Annotated in this window: 16 protein-coding genes; 1 reads left to right on the top strand and 15 read right to left on the bottom strand. The window is 34.4% G+C overall.

The window, feature by feature from the left end:
• The 3 genes from BM015_RS21445 to BM015_RS19475 form a co-directional block, all read right to left on the bottom strand.
• The coding region (locus tag BM015_RS21445; RefSeq protein ID WP_143075862.1) for an NAD-dependent epimerase/dehydratase family protein at positions 1–93 on the bottom strand (93 nt) is incomplete at its 3' end.
• A gap of 132 nt (positions 94–225) precedes the next feature.
• The gene (locus BM015_RS19480; RefSeq protein WP_090662713.1) at positions 226–1,326 is read right to left on the bottom strand and encodes a DUF1972 domain-containing protein; all 1,101 of its coding nucleotides are present in this window, start codon (positions 1,324–1,326) and stop codon (positions 226–228) included.
• Between the two features lie 132 nt (positions 1,327–1,458).
• Entirely contained in the window at positions 1,459–2,565 is a 1,107-nt protein-coding gene (locus tag BM015_RS19475; protein ID WP_090662712.1) for a glycosyltransferase, read from the bottom strand.
• A gap of 103 nt (positions 2,566–2,668) precedes the next feature.
• Here BM015_RS19475 and BM015_RS19470 point away from each other — a divergent pair, with 103 nt between their 5' ends.
• Positions 2,669–4,216, top strand: coding sequence for a hypothetical protein (locus BM015_RS19470; RefSeq protein WP_090662711.1), 1,548 nt, complete (start codon positions 2,669–2,671; stop codon positions 4,214–4,216).
• 45 nt (positions 4,217–4,261) lie between these two features.
• On the opposite strand, the gene BM015_RS19465 is transcribed toward BM015_RS19470, so the two are convergent.
• The 12 genes from BM015_RS19465 to BM015_RS19410 all read right to left on the bottom strand — a co-directional run bounded on the left by BM015_RS19465 (position 4,262) and on the right by BM015_RS19410 (position 18,590).
• Positions 4,262–5,158: a sulfotransferase family protein gene (locus BM015_RS19465; RefSeq protein WP_090662708.1), complete on the bottom strand. Its 897-nt coding sequence runs from the start codon at positions 5,156–5,158 to the stop codon at positions 4,262–4,264.
• Between the two features lie 19 nt (positions 5,159–5,177).
• A complete protein-coding gene (locus BM015_RS19460) occupies positions 5,178–6,086 on the bottom strand; it encodes a glycosyltransferase family 2 protein (protein WP_090662706.1) in 909 nt (302 codons plus the stop codon).
• Complete coding sequence (locus BM015_RS19455) at positions 6,052–7,122, bottom strand: sulfotransferase family protein (protein ID WP_090662704.1); 1,071 nt, start codon at positions 7,120–7,122, stop codon at positions 6,052–6,054. Before BM015_RS19455 ends, BM015_RS19460 begins: the two co-directional genes overlap by 35 nt.
• Before the next feature lie 38 nt (positions 7,123–7,160).
• Positions 7,161–8,294 (bottom strand): NAD-dependent epimerase/dehydratase family protein, encoded by a 1,134-nt coding sequence (locus BM015_RS19450; protein WP_090662702.1) that lies wholly within the window; start codon positions 8,292–8,294, stop codon positions 7,161–7,163.
• A 12-nt stretch (positions 8,295–8,306) separates the two neighbouring features.
• The gene (locus BM015_RS19445; protein WP_090662699.1) at positions 8,307–9,212 is read right to left on the bottom strand and encodes a sulfotransferase family protein; all 906 of its coding nucleotides are present in this window, start codon (positions 9,210–9,212) and stop codon (positions 8,307–8,309) included.
• Positions 9,213–9,358: 146 nt separating this feature from the next.
• The gene (locus BM015_RS19440) at positions 9,359–10,252 is read right to left on the bottom strand and encodes a sulfotransferase family protein (RefSeq protein WP_090662698.1); all 894 of its coding nucleotides are present in this window, start codon (positions 10,250–10,252) and stop codon (positions 9,359–9,361) included.
• A gap of 22 nt (positions 10,253–10,274) precedes the next feature.
• Complete coding sequence (locus tag BM015_RS19435) at positions 10,275–11,588, bottom strand: O-antigen ligase family protein (protein WP_090662696.1); 1,314 nt, start codon at positions 11,586–11,588, stop codon at positions 10,275–10,277.
• An 8-nt stretch (positions 11,589–11,596) separates the two neighbouring features.
• Complete coding sequence (locus tag BM015_RS19430) at positions 11,597–12,496, bottom strand: sulfotransferase family protein (protein WP_090662694.1); 900 nt, start codon at positions 12,494–12,496, stop codon at positions 11,597–11,599.
• Between the two features lie 39 nt (positions 12,497–12,535).
• Positions 12,536–13,909 carry an oligosaccharide flippase family protein gene (locus BM015_RS19425; RefSeq protein WP_090662692.1) on the bottom strand — a complete coding sequence of 458 codons (1,374 nt, stop codon included), beginning with the start codon at positions 13,907–13,909 and terminating at the stop codon, positions 12,536–12,538.
• A 95-nt stretch (positions 13,910–14,004) separates the two neighbouring features.
• Complete coding sequence (locus tag BM015_RS19420) at positions 14,005–16,359, bottom strand: GumC family protein (protein WP_090662690.1); 2,355 nt, start codon at positions 16,357–16,359, stop codon at positions 14,005–14,007.
• Between the two features lie 11 nt (positions 16,360–16,370).
• Positions 16,371–17,216, bottom strand: coding sequence for a polysaccharide biosynthesis/export family protein (locus BM015_RS19415; protein ID WP_090662688.1), 846 nt, complete (start codon positions 17,214–17,216; stop codon positions 16,371–16,373).
• Positions 17,217–17,306: 90 nt separating this feature from the next.
• The gene (locus BM015_RS19410) at positions 17,307–18,590 is read right to left on the bottom strand and encodes a nucleotide sugar dehydrogenase (protein ID WP_090662685.1); all 1,284 of its coding nucleotides are present in this window, start codon (positions 18,588–18,590) and stop codon (positions 17,307–17,309) included.
• Positions 18,591–19,189: the final 599 nt, after the last annotated feature.

Genomic DNA, 19,189 nt, shown 5'->3' with positions numbered 1-19,189 from the left:
GATTTTATACCCAGGGTATTTATTTACAAATAACCGCACTACATGCGAACCAATGAACCCGGCCCCGCCGGTGATGAGAATGTGTTTAGACATAAATATAGTGTTATATTAATGATAAATCGTTGGCTGTGAGCGGTTCCTTTTAATGACTGATAGATGAAGGCTGACAGCTTTGAGCGGTTCTTTCTGACGGCCGATTGCTAATAACTTCGAGCTTCTGACCGTCTAAGATTTACCTTTTTTCATAATATCCCTGAAATGCGCTTCATACTGCCCGGTAATAATATCCCATCTATAAATATTTTTAATTTTATCCATATTGTTCTTCAATATAGCCGGGTGATCATTTTTTTGTATGGAACATAATAGTGAAGCTACATCTTCTTTTGAAGAGAAATAAAAACTATCGCTCTCCAGGATTGTTTTATTAAAAACGTTTTCATGGGCACAAATCAATGCCCCTGATGCCATAGCTTCCAATAAAGAAGGGTTGGTGCCTCCAACTGAATGCCCATGAAAATAGAGCCGTGAAAACCACCGGAGGTTGTTAAGGATACTAATATCATAAATAGCGCCTGTAAATTTTATATTGGGGTATGCCTTGTATTTATCTTTTAAATACTTGCCGAATGTGGTTTCATGTTTTCCAATAACGAGAAAATCTTCTGCCCGTTTGCCCAACACCACCCCGTCTAATATGGTTTCAATATTATTTTCCGGTTCCAGCCTTGCAATAAGTAAACTATATTGATTCTTTAAAAGTTTATAGCTGCTTAAAACCGCTTCATCAGGATTTTCGAATGGGAGTGCCCCATAAGGAATAAATACAGAGGATTTGTTATACTTATCCTGAAGGTATTCGCGTATGCCTTCGGAATCGGAAATCAGATAATCACTAAACCGAACACCCAACGACTCAGCATATTGCAAAAAACGCTGTACCTTTTTTGAATATTTACTTCGTTTCCACTCCAGCCCATCCATATTGGTTGTAATGATTGATTTTTTGGGCAAAAGCCTTCCCCACACAGAACTGCTCGTATAGCCCAGTTGCAGTATTATATCAAAGTCTTGCTTACGGGCATGCCTTATACAGTTAAAGTCATAAATAAACTGCCCGGCCGTTCCTATTTTATTTTCAGGATCGTAACAATGAACGATTCTAACGCCGTTCCAGGTTTTCTTCTTATAGGGATGTGTATGCGAGTTATAGACAGTAACATCATATTTTTTTTCTGCAAGATCTTTCGCGAGATATTCTGCAAACTGCTCAAAGCCGCCATGAAAATTAGGAATGCCACGGGAACCGAGAATAGCAATTTTCATTCGTGCAAGTTTGTTTTTTAATTGTCTCATGGAACGCCTGAATATACATTACTTGTAATTGAAACATTTTACATAGGCGTTTCATCCATTAATAAAATTTTGCGTTGTAACCATACTGCAATAATAAATCCCTTATTCAGGTATAAGATCAAAATATTTTGCAGCTATATTTTTCCAGTTAAATAATCCCGCTGATTCCAGCGTGGTCTTAGTAATGTCTTCTTTTGCCGTGTTATCAAATAAATACATAATTTTTTCAGCAAGGTCATCCGGGCTGCCATCCCGGAATAACATGCCGTTTTTTTGATCAATAATAATTTCTTTGTTTGCCGGAAGGTCTGACGCTATTACCGGCAACCCATAGCTTACAGACAAAAGCAATACGCCACTCTGAAAGATTTTCCTGTAGGGCAATACAAGTGCGTCAGTTTTTTTAAACAGGTAATTTCTTTCCTCATCAGTAATAAACCGTATCAGTTTAATTATTTTATTTTCTATACCAGTTTCTTTAATGATGGCTTCATAGCGAGCAAATTCATCCCGGTGCGGCCTCCCTGCAATAATCAGCCTGTAATTTTGCGGCAGCAGCGCCATTGCTTTGAGCAGCACATCAAGCCCTTTTACGGGTTTTATCTGCCCGAAAAAAAGAAGGTAGTTTAAACCGCCGTCAAAATTTATGGGCAGTGCCTGACTGCCTTCCGGGATATCCTGTACAAAGGGTATGTAATTACCATGCGGTATTACTACCAGCTTTTTTTGGTTTTCAATGGTTAGGGATGATGACACCGCATCTTTTGAGGTTCGGTTGTGCACCACGAGCCATTGAGACCAGTTATACATTTTTTGCCTGTGGCGGACATTATCCTCATTGCTCAGGCTTTCCACATCATGGATGATAGTAATGATTTTTAATCCAAATAATTTAATAATTCTGTAAGAAAAATAGTCTTTAGGTGCTGAAGAGAAAAGATGCAGTATAACCCATTTTACCTTATTCTTTCTGCATTTAGCCAATGCTCTCAGGTGTGCTGTTATAAAATTAAGGGTATTTTGCACAGTGCCTTTTTTAACATCAAGAAAGAAGTTATACTGATTAACGTTGTTAAACCGGCTGTCTGTAAAGTTTGAAAAGGAATAGGTCTCCACATCCAGCTTTTGGAATTCATTCAATAAACCCAGATCATAACAATTCATCCCGGCTTTAATGCCTACCGGGTCTATGACGGCAACTTTTTTCATTTTGAATCGGCACAAATTAAATCAGTATTTATACAACAATGAAATAATAGAGAATATTAATAAGGGTACAATTATTGTTTTATTTTGGTGCTAAAAACTTGCGATGATTAAATGGTTTAATAATATAAATTACAGAAAATTTATTCTCCCGGCACTATTGTTTGTATCTCCATTTATTTATTGTTCTAACAATAATAATACAGAAAATCAAAAAAGTTCTCTCCAACGGCAGGAGAAACAAAATAGTGAAAAACGACAACCTCTTAGTTTGCTATCTTCAGGTGAAAATAATTTGTCAGACGCAAACACACCGAATAATATAATTATTGCAAATCTTGAAGGGGAACCTCGGAGTTTACCTTTATATGGATTCAATGGGAATATTAGCAAAGGCCCATCTTGGTCAAATAGTAACTTTCGTGACTCTGTTGTCTCATTGCATTTAAAAGTCATACGCTATCCAGGTGGTACTATAAGCAATTTTTGGGATTGGAGGAAGGGTAGTTTAATAGATAGCATGCAAGGGTTTAAAAATAAAGAGTCAAACCAGAAAATTTCTTCTCCAAATACTTTAAAAGACTTGCAATTATTAGTTAAACAATCAAATTGTGATGTGATATTTACGTTAAACATGTTAACAAGTACTGTTGAAGATCAGATAGAAATGTTAGAGAAAGCCAAATCTTTAGGAATTCCAATTAAATGGATCGAATTAGGCAACGAATACAATAACAAGGAAAGTGAAGGACGAAAAAAATTCATTAATGCCATCGAATATGGTAGAACTTGTGTTCAATGGATTAAACCTATTAAATCAAAATTTCCAAATGCTCAAATAGCCGTAGTTGGTGGCAACAAAGCTTACAGCCCGGAAAGCAGGAAATGGAACGCTATGGTTATGCAGAATGCCTCTTTGACTTCCAATAATGCAACCTTAAAAAGTATATCTTCGACTGCCCTTATAGCTCATCTTTATCCTTTGCCAATAAATGTTATAGATAATTCTGGAATCAATTTTCAAAAATTATATACAGAATTTCAATCCGAATTTATAAAAGGAGGCTTTAACACAGTTAATACGAATATCTGGATCACTGAATATAACATCTTATGGTCTGCGGGCAAAAAAAAGGGAATTGATAATTCTACAACGTTAAAGAATACATTAAAATGGAGTCAAACTTTAGCAACACTTTTGATGACATCCGAATGTACAAGCCTCAGCAATAAAACGCAACTCATTTTAAATCACAATATCGCCAACATCCAATCATTCGCTGCTATAAATACCAAGGAGAATAATAAAAAAATGCCAAGTGGTATAGGCATGGAATTATGGTTAAGAGCTAGCGATAACATGATAGATATTCAAAAAATAAAATTCGGTGCAGACAACTCTCAAATCAAAGATTATGAAATCTTTGGATGGAAATTTTCCAATAATACATCTTCATCGCTCCTAATTGTTAATTTAACAGGGACACCCATTACCGTTGACCTAAAAAAACTGCTCAATAACCAAAAAGACTGTACTATAAGGTTTGCAGACAAAAACGATATAGTGATGGGGGGCATAAATATTCAGACAAAGAACATTCCTATAGAGGATAAAATCGAATTTCCACCGTATTCTGTTGCTACAATAAAATGACTTAATTTGTAAATTAAGTGTGAGCTCTGTCGGCCAAAAATCTGCCTATTTTAACCACTCAGGTAAAGGCAAATCATTACTCTTAAGGTAAGTTAATAATTTTTTGTTTGAATCAGAATATATTGAGGTTAACCTTTTAACTTCCTCTGAATTTATATTTTGTTTATCCATTCTCTTTTTGTTTAGGTTATAATATGCATTTCGAAAAAATATTTTAAGCTTAAGGTTTTTCCGCCAGAAGATTTCGAATTTATGATTAAAATATAAAGCGGACTTATGCATGATTTTATTTTTTACGAATATTGTTTTATTCTCCTCTGTGTAAACCATTTTTTCAAAAATAGTTCTATCAATATCAAGCCAGATTGCCAATTCCTTCATTACTATTTTTGTGTTTTTTACTAGGTCTTCAAAGTAAATTATCTTAAAATTTTCTTTGTAGTATTCAATCCATTCAGGAATAAAATCTATATATCTACCCTCCATAATCGCCCTACTGAAATCATCATCTCTCAAAGCTTTTTTTTCCTCTTCTAAACATTTATCTATAAATAAATTAAGCGTGTAAAAATCTTCAATGAATAATTTTGATTTTAAATAATTATAATTTGATATAAATCGATCAACTGGATTTCTTAAGATAATAATTATTTTATGAGGGGGTAATATCTCAATCATTTTATGCATTAGAGTCTTTCCTCCATATATATATGAAGGGCTCGCATCTATAGCATATTTTTCATTTTTCCAATTTTTGTAAAAATCTTTATATTCTTCAACCTTTTTTATATCCTTATTGAATCTTATAGGAGTAAAATAATGTATCTCTTTCTTACCCGGTCCATAAACATCAGGATGGGAAGTCAAATAAGTATATAAAGAAGTTGTTGCAGCTTTATGAATACCAGCAATAATTAAATTAGGAAGATCTCGTTTCATCATTTAAAATCTAATAAATCACTTATAAGAAAATACCTTGCTTAAATGATGTTTGTATCAATATCCATGTTCTAAAATTTCTGTTGTATTTACCGGAAAACAAAAAACGCAAGTTAAGCCGGATCCAGAATATGATAATATGTGCATAAGCTAATACAGTCTTTTGCTTTCTTAAATAATATACCTTATTACGTGTCGTTTGCCTAATTATAAAGTCTCCAAATTTAAATTTTATAAAAGTACCGGATTTAGATTTAGTTAAACTTCCTTCTTTGTGGAGAAAAAAAACATCGTTTATATATAACATTTTGTGTTTACCGTTCTTCAACATCCTATACCAAAAATCTGTATCATCAAAATATACAAAGTACTTCTCATCCATTAATCCAATATCTTCAAATACCGATCTATGAATAAGCGCGCAGCATGTTGGGGCATATGTAATTTCACAATCATGATATTGACCAACATCTTTTTCTTTCATTCCTACATGACAATTGCTATATCCGTTATTCTTATCAAGAAATCCTCCAGCGAACCAGATGATTTCAGGATTACTGAAATACATCATTTTAGGCACTACGACATCATATCCTTTTGCTTTCGACGCTTGAACAAGTTTACTAATCAAAGTATCTTCAAATATCGTATCATTGTTTATTAAGATTACATATTCACATCCATCTTTTAATGCCTGCTTTATGCCTTGGTTATTTCCACCAGCAACTCCATTATTAAATGAATTTTTAATAACTTTCAAATCGTTAATTGTTGAATTGCTCTCAATCAAACTTACTGATTTGTCAGAGGAATTATTATCTATGACATACAATGAAAAATTCAAATAATCTTGTTTATTAACCGACGTAATGAAGTCTTCAACAACAGATTCTCCGTTAAATGTAATTGTTACTAGCCCTACTTTTTCCATTTAGATTGTTATTGCTTTTTAATCTATTTAAGATAACCCGTCTTATACTTTTGACTCTTCCCAAATTAAAAAGAACTGATATTCCTATTTTAAAAGGTAAAATGCAAAACAATGGAATAGCAGATAAAGGATAGCCAGTTTTCACATAAGGATAATCCAGTTTTTTCATAATATCTTTTGTAATTAACTGATTAATGAAAATTTCACCTTTACTTATTCCTCCTGCCTTCCATTGATCCTTTACAAAAGGCCTTATTCCCGTTTTCTTTGTATTTGTTTCATTCTTGTTCTTATTATTTGAGGATCCCACAAGCGGTATCTCAAGCATTTTTGATTCATAAGTGATGCCAATAAATTCACATACTTTTCTCAAATAAGTTTCAGGCTCTGAAAGTAGGTTTTCGAATTGAAGTAAAAAAAACCTTGGGTCATTTATGTATTTAAGCCCTTTTTTCACAGAAGCAGTCCAGAGAAGCCCATTGATATAAGGATGGTAGTTAAAAAAATTTCGCAGACTTTGCTTGATAGGAATGTCATTCTCACCCTTAAATCGCCTGCGCCACCTATTCTTTTGAGACAGTAATACACCTCTGGGGTCTCTAACCATATGAATAAATAATGCATCGGGGTAAGCTTTTAATATATTCTCTATATAAAAAATATTAGTCGGCGTTTGTTCACAAGCGTACTTCTTTTTATTTTTTTTTACTTCAAAATTTAAGAATTCATCGAAAAGGTCGTTACTATTTAATTTCGAATTTTGGCTATATATTAAATCAGCCTCTTTATAAATGATGTTTTTCGATTCTATAAATTTAAAAAGCCCGTTAGCTTGTATATTTATCAGCTTGCTGTATTTTTCAATTGCATCCTGCTTCTGAAGCTCTTTTGCACAATCTTCTGGCAAAGTTATTTGTTCAAAGAAGTGAAGCTCATTAAAACTAAAAATCTCAGAATGATTCCCTAATATTTGGCTTAACATAGTAGTGCCACTCCGACTACTTCCTACAATAAATATCTTTTTTACTTTTCCCATCCAAGGTTTTGTTAAGAATGCTAGAAAAAATAGTAATATTATTTATACAAGCCTTTTAATTTCATTTCGACTAACGATTCCTCAAGCCTACTTACTTGCACTTCCTGTTTATTTACCCAATTTACAAACAACATAATACCTTTTTCAAAATTGAAGGCTGGTTGAAAGCCGAGATCTTTTTTAATAAGTGTCAAATCAGCAAAATTGTGCCTTATATCACCCAACCTATAGTTTCCTGTAACATTAACAGCGACATCACTATTATATAATCTCTTTAATGAATTTGCGACTGTTAAAACATCAGTAGCAATACCTGATCCTACATTATATGAATTCCAGCGCAACTCTTTATCTTCAACACCTAAAATGGTTGCATTTACAACATCATCAATAAAAACAAAATCTCTGCTTTCCTTCCCATCTTCAAATACATTGATATCCTTTCCGTTTTTTATTAAAGTTGAAAATATTGATAAAATGCCAGTATAGGGATTTGATAAAGATTGTCCAGGTCCATAAACATTCTGATAGCGGAATGCTATAGCGGGAATATTTAAAGCCTTACCCACAGTAAGTACCATTTGTTCCTGGTTTTGCTTGGTAATACCATAAATTGAGGAAGGATGTATTCTTGAATTTTCATCAGTTGGCATTAGTTCAGCATTTGTTTTCGTATTCGGGCATTTCACATTAAAGTCACCTATAGCCAGGTTTTCTTCTTTCCGTGAATCCGGATAAAGGATTTCACCGTTAATATTTCTATACTTTCCTTCTCCATAAATTGAACGGGAAGATGCGACAATTATTTTTTTAACCTTAAAATTTTTATTATTAGTAATTAAATCAAGCAGAATAGCCGTTCCATTTATGTTTACATTACAATATTTCTCTATCTCATACATTGATTGTCCCGTACCGGTTTCTGCAGCATAATGAATAATAACATCCTGATCTTTTAGCGCTGCTGCAAGATGCGTACGGTTAGTTATATCTCCTTCGATAAAGTTCACCTTATCCCTTATTGATAGAAACAGAGGTGATTGATATGGATTATCTCCATGTATTTGTTTGGAAAGATTATCGAATACTGTAACATTATAATTTTTCTTTATTAAGCCCAAAGCAAGATTTGAGCCAATAAACCCAGCTCCCCCCGTTATTAGTATATTCATAGTAATAGTTTTTTATTTGAGCCAACTACTTAAATCTCTGTTTATTAATTTTTGAAGCTTTAAAATATCTTCCCTATAATGTTTTTTAAGCGCTTTTTTTATTTCCGGATTAATTTTCTCCTTTTGAAGATTAATGGCATATACTTTATTTTTAACTGAAGCCGCAAATTTTTTTCGGCTCTTCTTTGGAATAATCATCTTGAGGAATTGCTTAAGCACGGAATTTTCCTTAACCAAACGAATTAAAAATTTAGATTTTGGTCGCCCTGAAACATTAAATTTCTCATTTGTATTAAACTTAATTGAGCTATTGATTTTTAAAAAATCACACAAGTCTTTCATTAAATTTTCCGGGCTAGAAATTAAATCTTCGAACAAATAGATTTTTACATTTTTAAAATTTTCGAGATACGCTTTTACTTGCTCGGAATAATATCCACGTTCTAAATAAAAAAAATCTGTATTTGTATTTTTTTCTTTTCTTAATTTCTCCGCAGCTATAGCTTCTTCAAAAGTTGCATCCTCACGCATATCCCGCACGTTGTGCATATATTGGGAAAAGGCACGATCCACAGGATTTCTTAAAATCATTATGATATTTAAATCTTCATAATCTGGTAAATATTTCTTTATATTTTTTATTGTACTTTCATATAAGTAAAGATATATTGCTGTGGCTTCTCCTTTCATTTTATACTTGTCGGAATTTTTAAAAAGTTCCTTATATTCTTCAAAAGAGAAAATTGTATTAGGGGGGATTTTATATTGAGGTGGAGAGTCTGCAAAACAAAAAAAGCAAGGCTCTTTAATTCGAGTTAAAAAAACTTCTGGATGTTGAAGCAAATAATTATATATAGAGGTAGTACCACCTTTAGCAGCTCCCACAATTAAAAAATTAGGAACATTAGCATTCTTCATTGTTTTCAATTTTAATTATTCAGCTGAACGCATAATTTAACCTTGCAGTTATTTAATTACAAGCTTTACTATTCCTTTCAACTATTAATTATTAAATAATGTCTTATGAAAGATGAAGAGAACATTATATGCTCTAATGGATTTTCTTAGAACTGAATATTATAATCCTCTCTTAATTTTTGGAGATCTGGTCCATAAATATTTTCTAAATATTCTATTGCTTTTTCGTCAATAACTATTTTATTATCATATCCTTCTGTAAATAATTTTTCTTTTAGAAGAGCTTTTTTTGTCCCTAAAAGAGAAATAATCTTTTTTAAAAATTTATTCCTTCGAAAGCGCTTTATAAAAGCATATTTTGGATGTGTGGTTGAATTATATACATCATCAATGTGCAAATCAACATTATCGTCTACAGCCAAGAAAGTAAAGACTCTATTTAACGTTTCTCGTTTATTCGTTATGAAATCCTCAAACTTTAAAATCAGAATCTGGCTTGATGGAAATAAGCACGTATACCTTGCTACTTGCTCGTGATAAAAACCAAGGTCAATGTAGATATGATCTATGCCCCAAATTTTATTTTTCTTTTTAAACTCTTCTTTAATTAATTCTAAAAATGGTTTATTTGAATGAATACCTAAAGATTGGGCCATTTGATATTGAGAAATTAATCTTTTTACCGGGTTGCGTAACATTATTATAATCTTAGCTTCATTGTTATAATTATATATTTTTTGCGCGGCCATTACATCCCATAGATACGAAGGACTAGCATCACCTCTTATTTTATGATATCTTCCCTCTTCAAAGAGCGAAGCATAAACTTTAGCATCTCGGATTATTCTTGTATGCACTTTTTCTCCTTTAACAGGATTTCTATATAAGTCTTTGTTTAGGCTTTTTACGTTATCAGAAAAGAAATGTGGCTCTTTAATAGGTGACATGTAAATTTCTGGATGCTGAGACAAGTACTCGTAAAGAGATGTCGTTCCGCATTTTGCAGCTCCTACAATGAATAAGTTGGCTTTATTTTCCATAACAATAAGGAACTGATACCTTTTAGGTTTTTGAAATTGAGGCAGGATTTATTGCAGTCAGGTCGAGATTGGAACCTTGCCATAGAGACTGCTTCCCCTTCCGCTGAAACTTGGCTGCCAAAATCATTAAACCACTTATAATAAAGGTAATAAAAAAGGGTTTCAACAATAATGGTTCTGCCATAACACCAATAACTAATAAAAAAGTCAGCAATCCTCTCTTTTCTTTTATTAAACATTGCTTCGTATATGCATATATCCATAAACCTCCTATAAACACACCCATTGTTGCCAATATGAAAAGAATAGAATTAGAACTTCCTCTTTCTAATTCATTATAACCGAGTATACTTTGTAAATATTCGGGAAGCCCATATTTTACTCTTATTCGCATATATTGTTGGTCATCGATGCCAACCCCGGTAAAAAAATTGTCTTTTATAACAAATATCTGTTGAACTAAGTCATATAACCTTACTGCTGAAGAAGTTTGATGTTCACCTTCAAATTTGTTTTCGAGATTAGCTTGTAATAAAGGAACAAAAAGTAAAGCTCCAACTAAAATAATAGGCAAAATCAAAATTGGGTTTTTTTTAATCCTCCTAATTAAAAAGCCAAACAATACGATTATCATTATACCGTATGCAGTAGTTGAATAAGTTGAGATGATTGTAGCAATTGTAAGTAGTATGTAGAAGTTCTTAGTTTTGAAAACGTATAATTGGAAATATAAAAAAAGATTTAAATAAAATTGTAATACCCCAGGCTCCCAAAAAAGGCCTTGATTCCTTGTAAAAGGAATTCCAAACAGGCTAAAAGAATATTCATCAGCTCTCATATAAAATAAATAAAGAAAAGATCGTGCTTGGAAGCCAGTAAAATCATTCCCCATATTTATTGAAAAAAGAAAGGGTAAGATTAAGAATAGTATAGCACTGACAAATGCATGCAAACGTACAAAGATGAGTAGTCTATAAAATATTTTTATAAATTTTTGATACGTAAAAACACTAAAAATATACACGCAGAACATTCCTTGAATGAAGAATTGAATTAACTGAAATATATACTGCATTATATCTTGTGGCTTTATAGAGAAGATATAAACTATGCATAAACAGATAATCACAATTATTAGGCTATATCCTAAAGCAGTAACTACACTTTGTTTAAGCTTAGGTTGTCGAAGAACAAAAAGAAGCATCAAAACAACTATAAAGGCAATATAAACAGTATTCCTTTCAACCGCAGCAAGCACACTACCTCCATTTAGGACCCACAATAGCATTAATAAGCCATGCAAAATCGTCAAAAGTTGTTTAGATGGTTTATTCATGTCGATTATTAAGCATCAAATTTCCAATGACTTAAATCTTTTTCTATCAAAACTTCCAACTTTTCTACATCATTCTTAAAATAAGTGTTATAAACATTTCGCTTTATTGCTACCTCCAAGCTTTTATATTTCTTCGGTTGATTGTTGCTTTTCTGCAAAAATTTCCTTATCCTTTTCCTCATTGTAACTGAAGGTATAATCTTTTTGATGCCCTTTTTTATTACAGAATCATGAGTTATTAGCTTTTTTATCATTTTAGAACGCGCTACACTGCTTGGATTACTTGCTATGTTAAAATCCAAATTTATAGATTTGTCAATTTGAAGAAAATCAAGTATTGACTTTATACAATTCGGAGTATCGGCAAAAAGCTCTTCAAAGATCAACACCATTACCCTTTCTTTTCCAAATAATTGCCGATAAGTTAGTATAGTGTTTGCATATAAACTCTGCCATACATAACCAAATTTTAAAGCCAAGAAATAGGTATCTGGCTTCTTATATTTGATAATTCTATCTTGTTCTTCCTGAAGTGCTGTTTCAAAATCATATGGTTCTCTTTCATCTCTTTTATTGTGAAGAAAATGAGAATACGCTCTATCAACAGGATTTCTTAAAATAAAAAGGAATTTCACATCTTTTCCAATAAAACTTAATATCCGATGTGGAACCATTTCACTAGCAAGATATGAAGGTGTGAAATCACCAATAATTTTTTTCTCCTCACTAGTATTATAAAATGTCTTTAAATACCATTCAATTCCTTTTTTGAAATAATCTTCACGGTTAAAGAAATTAGGCTCTTTCAGTTTAGGTAAAAAAACTTGAGGATGCTGCTTCAAGATATCATAGATTGTCGTTGTTCCAGACTTAGGTGCCCCCCCACAAAAAAAATTAGGTAATTTCATTTTGATGATTTTGATTATTAAGTAATTATCTCATCTTGATTAACTAAGATTTCTTAATCCAGGGAAATAAATACTATTAAATCCAAAATACTTTTTAACATAATAGCTTAATGAAAAATTCCGTATAGAAGTGCCTGAAATACTGGCAATAGCGGCCCCAGTTACTCCATAAGAAGGTATTAGAATAGCATTAAGAAAAACTTCAATAACAACGCTAATTAACAACACATTTTGAACGATTTTTTGATGTCCCGTCATTTGCAAAAGTATTCCAACCGAACCTGTCATTACATTGATTAAAGCTGCGACACTTAAAAGAACCAATGCAAGACTACCACTGCTAAAGGATTTACCCATTATATTTAGGAAGAAGGAAGGGAAAATAATAAAGCAAGTGACTATTGGAAAGGTGGTCCAAAAAATGATCTTAGTTGTACTTCTAAAGTTTTTAGCAAGATTTTTATAATCTTTATTAAAAAAATATTCAGAGAATTTAGGCGCAGAAATGGTATTAATTGCTTGTAGTGAAAGAGACGAAAGCATCCCATATTTTACGCATAAATTTAAGATTCCAACATCTTCATTTGAGCCCATTACGCCTAGCATTAATTGATCAATCCAAGTACTTAAAAAGCTCATTGATTCTACAAGAAGTAGCGGGTATGAATTATTTATAAGTTGTTTATATGATTTGCTGTGTGAGGCATCAAAATTATCATTATTACTCACCGCACTTTGAAATTTTTTCCAAAAAATAAATCCTATTAAACTTGTAATCAAAATAGCTGTAAAAAAAGCATAGGTGGGTAAATCATTATATAAAATTGATTGCTTAGGCACAAATAACAAAAACAATGGCAACAATATAAAGTTAAGAGTGGGCAATGCTGAAGTACGCAAAAATGATGAAATTCCTATTTTTTTTAAACCTCTAAGACTCTGAGAATAAAATAAACCAAACGCCATTGGCAATATAAAGAATGCAGATAAAATGACAATGTTTTGAGGCATCTTAAGAATTTTCCCCCAAAACGAGGAGCCTATAACAACAATAGTAGAGGTAATAATACCAAATAATAAAAGGAGTCTTGAAAATTTTTTAGATATCTGCTTTATATTACCCCCCAGTTTTCTGGGTGCAAAAGCGGCAACAAATCTAAGCATAGAAGTATCGCAGCCAAAACGGGTTACAATACTTCCAATACGAAGCAATAACGTAACTAATACATATCTTCCGTATATTGAGGCTGAATTACTGCCATAAATTTTAGATACTAGAATTACAAAGAAGTATCCAAAACCCATTCCGATCGCGTTGACTATAAATGACGTCCCCCCCCCTTTAGCAATTTCTTTAAAATCTTTATCTTTCTTAAATTTAGACTTTAGCCTTTTAGTTATAACTGATAACATTCTGCCGTAAAAATTATAAGCTGCTTTTTTGAATCAATTAGTAATGGTTCAATTAAAATGAGAGGACAATCAATAAAGTATTCATACAATTAAAACTAAGATTTTGATCTTTTTTTATTTTCATTGTAACCATATCCATATCCATATCCATATCCGTATCCGTATCCATAACGATAAGAAGCACCTTGCTTTACATCATTTACTACCAAATAAAGATTGGGTATCTTATTATTTTCCTTTAGATCATTTACTATCTCAAGACTTCTTTTATAGGAATATCCTTGTCTTACTATATACAAGTGAACATCGCTATGCTTACTAAGTATCTGTGCATCTGCGACGGCACCTATAGGAGGAGAATCTATAATGATAACGTCAAATTCCTGTTCAAGCTGGTCAAACATTTCGCTCACTTTTGGAGACATTAAAAGCTCAGCGGGATTAGGAGGAATAGGGCCTGAACTTAAGACAAAAATATTTTCGCTTCCAGCATATTCCTTAATAAAATTATGAATGCTGCTGCTATGAGAGATGGCATAATTCGTAAATCCATTATCATTAGACATATTAAGCATAGCTGAGAGCTTGGGCTTGCGTAAATCCATTTCCATTAAGAGCACTTTCTTGCCCGAAAAAGCATATATCTGTGCCAGATTTACAGATATAAAGGTTTTCCCTTCACCCGTCATTGTAGAAGTTAACAATATTTTTGGACAAGTTTTTCCGCCCACCAGAAAATCCATATTGGCACGGAAAATACGAAACTGTTCAGCCAATACAGAACGGGAATATTCTTGCTTTAAAACCCCGGAAACATCATCACTGTGTCCTATTTCAGCTAATATTGGGCAGTTAGTATTAGTTGTAATATCGTCTTTCGAGTCAATAGTTTTGTTTAAAGTATATTTAAAAATAAGAAAACCACCAGGCAAAGCAATTCCGGCTAATACCCCTATCGCGAGAATTAAGATTTTAGACGGAAAATAGGGTTTAAATTCCGATTTAGGCACCGCAATAATGCTGGCGCTTGGAATATTTGAAGCCTTAGTGATAGCCGTAGTTTCTTCCTGCTGCAATAAAAACAGGTAGAGCGCCTGTTTCACATCCCTTTCTCTTGATAAATCCACATATTGCCTTTCCTGTGCTGGCACCTCACTTATCACATTGCTGATCTGCGCGTTTTGGGCGGTGATACTGCTGCGGGTTACCTGCAAGGCATGCAACTGATTTTCCAGGTTTTGAATCATATCACCCCGCACCACTTCCAACTGATTATTGATGCTTACAATTAGCGGATTATCCTTGGTTGTAGAAAGCAGTAATTTATCACGCTGGCTTATAAGCGTATTGTATTTTCCCACGAGCGCAACAAAATTCGGATCGGCATTTACAAGGGTAGGTATGGGCCGTCTAGTATCCGCTTTTACACCATCCAGCATGGTCTTTACGATATTAAGCTGTACATCGGTTTCATTCAGCTTGTTATAATATTCGCTGGCGCTACCCACCAAGGCTTTAGCCTGTTCATCAATATCAGCCAGTTTATTCTTTTGTTTAAAGCCCTGAATGCCGGCTTCTATATTATTGAGGTCTGCTGCCACAATGGCTACCCTGTCTTTTATGAATGCGAGTGTGCTATCAGATATCTTGTTCTTTTCGTTGAGGTTGCGTTGCACATATACATCAATTAGTTTTTGAAGGATATCTTCGCCTTTCCGCGGTACGTTATTATTTAAGGTTAAGCTGATAATATTTGATTGGTCATCAGGTATGTTTACAGTAAGCGCCGGCTGGAGATTGGTTACCGTAGCATCTATTGAATTCAGGGATATTGCATAATTTTCACCCGAAAAAGGCAATCCCGTTTTTGTAAATACAAGTATGCCTGCAGAAGTAATAAGCGTATCGCCGAATTTTGCCTTGGCAGAATTAATAATGATATCGCTGCTTGACAACGAAAAGCTGCTATGTTTGCTATCAAAAACAATATCAATCAAAGCTGCCTGCGTAGAATCATTTAAAGGAATAAATACTGCTTTAAAAGGGCTATTCCCATACATTTCAACAGACTTAACCACGCCCTTATTATAATAAACAACATTAAGGCTAAGGTCTTTCACCACCTGCTCCAGGAGGTCCCTGGTTTCCAGTATGCCCAGTTCATCATTTACATTGCTTTTTATGCCAAACAGACTCCCCAGTTGCTGCATCTGCGATCCCCCGACAAAAGAAAAAGCAGAATTGCTGCTGTTTTGGTCATCTTTCACCAGTACCTGTGCGTGTACGTTGTACTGGGGTGTGGCATACCAGATAAAAGCTACGCTTAAAACCAGGCACACCACGAGGCTAATGGCAAACAACAGCCAATGATCAAGCAGGCGGGCAATTAATTTTTGTATATCAAAAACATCTTCATCCTCAGATGTCTTTCTTTTATTGTAATTATTCATTCTATAGATTATTATCTTATTCGGCTTACTGCAACCAATATTATAGAAAGTAAAGAGGCAATGATGGTTATATTACGGTTACGTGCTGCATCTGTGCTCCTGGCCTTTGATTCATTGGGTTCCACATACACCACATCATTGGGCTGCAGGAAGAAATAAGGTGAACTTATTATATCCTTCGAATTAAGATTTAAATGCACCATATTCTTTTTATTATCCAATGTGTCGCGGATGACGGTTACATTCTCCCTTCGTCCGAATATGGTAAGATCCCCTGCCTGGCTTAAAGCATCAAACAAAGTAACTTTTTCCGTGGGCATTATATAAGTGGCCGGCCGGGCCACTTCCCCAAAAACGGTTACCTTAAAATTGCTGAATTTTACGTTTACAATAGGGTCTTTTATATATTTTTCCATCGCAGCGCGAACCACCTCCCTGGCTTCCACAGTAGTATTGCCCTCCAGCTTTAATTTGCCTGCAAACGGTAATTCTACCTCACCGTTCTTGTCAACCAAGTACCCCGATACGGTTTGAAGCTGGGGACTGTTTGCAGCACCAATAGCCTGGGTTACGGCATTAGCGCTGTTTAACAAAGCTGTGATATCGGGATCTACCGTTTCAATTGTAATGCTTAATAAATCATCCGGCTTTATCACCGGGCTTTTAAAAGCCTGCATTTGCACCGAGGCGCGATAAGCTGTATCAGGAAAATCTTTGAAATAAGGTATATTTTTATAGGACGTACATGATGTACAGGCAATACAAAAAAATACAAAATATAAAAACAGCCTTACAACATTGCAGTTGAATATGGTTTCAGTTAGCTGGTTTTTTTTCCGGGAACCTTTATAATTCACAATGAATGTATTTTAAATAAATCAAAATAAGCACAGATTGGCTTAAAAATCAAATACTATACTGGTATAATAAATTTTTTCAATATCAAGCTATAGCCTTGCATCAGCAAGTTCTTTGCCAATACATCCTTTTACATCAAAAATAACTGCATTATTCTTTTTGTATGGCATAAAATCCATTTCGAGGAATTCGCGGTGTGCCACCGCAATAATAACCGCCGCATAATTTTTATCTGTCTCTTGCCTGCTTACCATCCCGATTCCCAATTCCTTCATTACCTCTTCCCTGTCTGCCAGCGGGTCATATACATCTGTTTCCACTCCAAATTGCCGCAGTTCGTTGTATATATCAATCACCTTGCTGTTTCTTATATCGGGGCAGTTTTCCTTAAAAGCCAGGCCCAGCAATAAAGCCTTACAGCCTTTTATGGTATGCCCTTTTTTTATCATCAGCTTTACCACCTTACCCGCTATAAAAGCGCCCATCATATCATTTACCCTTCTGCCAGACAATATTACCTGGGGATGATAACCAAGCGAAGTTGCTTTATGAGCCAGGTAATAAGGATCAACGCTTATACAATGCCCGCCTACCAAACCAGGCCTGAATTTTAAAAAATTCCATTTGGTGGCGGCGGCCTCCAGCACATCATTTGTATCAATACCAATACGGTCGAATATGAGCGCCAGTTCATTTACAAAAGAAATATTTACGTCCCGTTGGGCATTTTCAATAGCTTTGGAAGCTTCGGCTACCTTTATATTGGGCGCTTTATGCGTGCCTGCGGTTATGATGGTTTTATATAAACTATCAATTCTTTCTGCAGCTTCCGGCGTTGAACCCGATGTTACCTTTTTAATATTCACCAGCTTATTCACTTTGTCACCCGGATTGATACGTTCCGGCGAATATCCCACATAAAAATCTTTATTAAATACAAGACCGGAGGCTTTCTCTAATACAGGCACACATTCTTCTTCTGTGCATCCCGGGTAAACAGTTGATTCATAAATAACTGTGTCCCCCGGTTTTAAAACCCGCCCGGTCATTTCAGAAGCCTGCAACAAATAACTCAGGTCGGGGGCATTATACCGGTCAACCGGTGTTGGAACGGTTATAATATAAATGTTGGCCGCTTTTATATCTGCAAGTGCATTTGTAAAATAAATTCCTTTGGAATTATTGTTGCCCTGTTTTAAAACGGCCTGTAAAACACCGGGTTCTGCTTCCAGTGTGCGGTCTTTCCCTTCACTCAATTCAGCGATCCGCTGGCTATTTATATCGAAGCCGGTAACTGCAAAATGTTTGGCAAATTCCAGGGCAAGAGGCAAGCCTACATAACCCAATCCAATTACAGCTATCCTGGTATTCATTCTATAAAATAACGCTATGGCGCTTATTTAAAAAAATATATCACAGGAGGAAAGCTACAAGCTGCAGGCCTCAAGCTGCAAGGGAGGAGAAGCTTCGAGCTACGAGCTGTGAGCTACGGGCGTTGGCGCTGTAGACTGTTGACTCACTTGTTCACAAGTTTATTACTATTTTCTTACTTATCAACTTATCAACCAATCAACTTTCCCCCAAATTCCTTATTCCCAATTCCACTTGCCCCTATAGTTCAAGCGTTCACGGTTCACTTGTTCACAAGTTTATTCCCGGTTTCTTACCTGTCAACCAATCAACTTATCAACCAATCAACTACCTCCCTGTTTATTCACGGCTTCGCCGTCCTCACTCCCACCGGACGAGCCAGGTTTTAAGTGAATATAGCTATGGCATGGCCAATATGTTTTCACTGAAGTATAATTATATACTTCTTAGGCGGAGTACGGGATACAGTAAAAGGCAGGCTTAATTCGTTCGAGGCAATAAACAACAAAGTGGTAAGCATTGTTGGTTCTTCCGGTTTCACAGATTTATTTAACAGGCCGCAAAAGAAAGGATAAAAAAGGAATTTTCAAAATCGGGGCAA

Source organism: Parafilimonas terrae, assembly GCF_900115755.1.
In the GTDB taxonomy this organism is placed as follows: Bacteria; Bacteroidota; Bacteroidia; order Chitinophagales; family Chitinophagaceae; genus Parafilimonas; species Parafilimonas terrae.
The sequence above is the reverse complement of the archived record's forward strand: the minus strand, read 5'-3'. Positions and strand labels throughout refer to the sequence as shown.

Excerpts from the sequence above, each read along its gene's own strand:
- BM015_RS19480 (WP_090662713.1), bottom strand. The coding sequence starts at position 1,326 with ATGAAAATTGCTATTCTCGGTTCCCGTGGCATTCCTAATTTTCATGGC.
- BM015_RS19475 (WP_090662712.1), bottom strand. The coding sequence starts at position 2,565 with ATGAAAAAAGTTGCCGTCATAGACCCGGTAGGCATTAAAGCCGGGATG.
- BM015_RS19470 (WP_090662711.1), top strand. The coding sequence starts at position 2,669 with ATGATTAAATGGTTTAATAATATAAATTACAGAAAATTTATTCTCCCG.
- BM015_RS19465 (WP_090662708.1), bottom strand. The coding sequence starts at position 5,158 with ATGATGAAACGAGATCTTCCTAATTTAATTATTGCTGGTATTCATAAA.
- BM015_RS19460 (WP_090662706.1), bottom strand. The coding sequence starts at position 6,086 with ATGGAAAAAGTAGGGCTAGTAACAATTACATTTAACGGAGAATCTGTT.
- BM015_RS19455 (WP_090662704.1), bottom strand. The coding sequence starts at position 7,122 with ATGGGAAAAGTAAAAAAGATATTTATTGTAGGAAGTAGTCGGAGTGGC.
- BM015_RS19450 (WP_090662702.1), bottom strand. The coding sequence starts at position 8,294 with ATGAATATACTAATAACGGGGGGAGCTGGGTTTATTGGCTCAAATCTT.
- BM015_RS19445 (WP_090662699.1), bottom strand. The coding sequence starts at position 9,212 with ATGAAGAATGCTAATGTTCCTAATTTTTTAATTGTGGGAGCTGCTAAA.
- BM015_RS19440 (WP_090662698.1), bottom strand. The coding sequence starts at position 10,252 with ATGGAAAATAAAGCCAACTTATTCATTGTAGGAGCTGCAAAATGCGGA.
- BM015_RS19435 (WP_090662696.1), bottom strand. The coding sequence starts at position 11,588 with ATGAATAAACCATCTAAACAACTTTTGACGATTTTGCATGGCTTATTA.
- BM015_RS19430 (WP_090662694.1), bottom strand. The coding sequence starts at position 12,496 with ATGAAATTACCTAATTTTTTTTGTGGGGGGGCACCTAAGTCTGGAACA.
- BM015_RS19425 (WP_090662692.1), bottom strand. The coding sequence starts at position 13,909 with ATGTTATCAGTTATAACTAAAAGGCTAAAGTCTAAATTTAAGAAAGAT.
- BM015_RS19420 (WP_090662690.1), bottom strand. The coding sequence starts at position 16,359 with ATGAATAATTACAATAAAAGAAAGACATCTGAGGATGAAGATGTTTTT.
- BM015_RS19410 (WP_090662685.1), bottom strand. The coding sequence starts at position 18,590 with ATGAATACCAGGATAGCTGTAATTGGATTGGGTTATGTAGGCTTGCCT.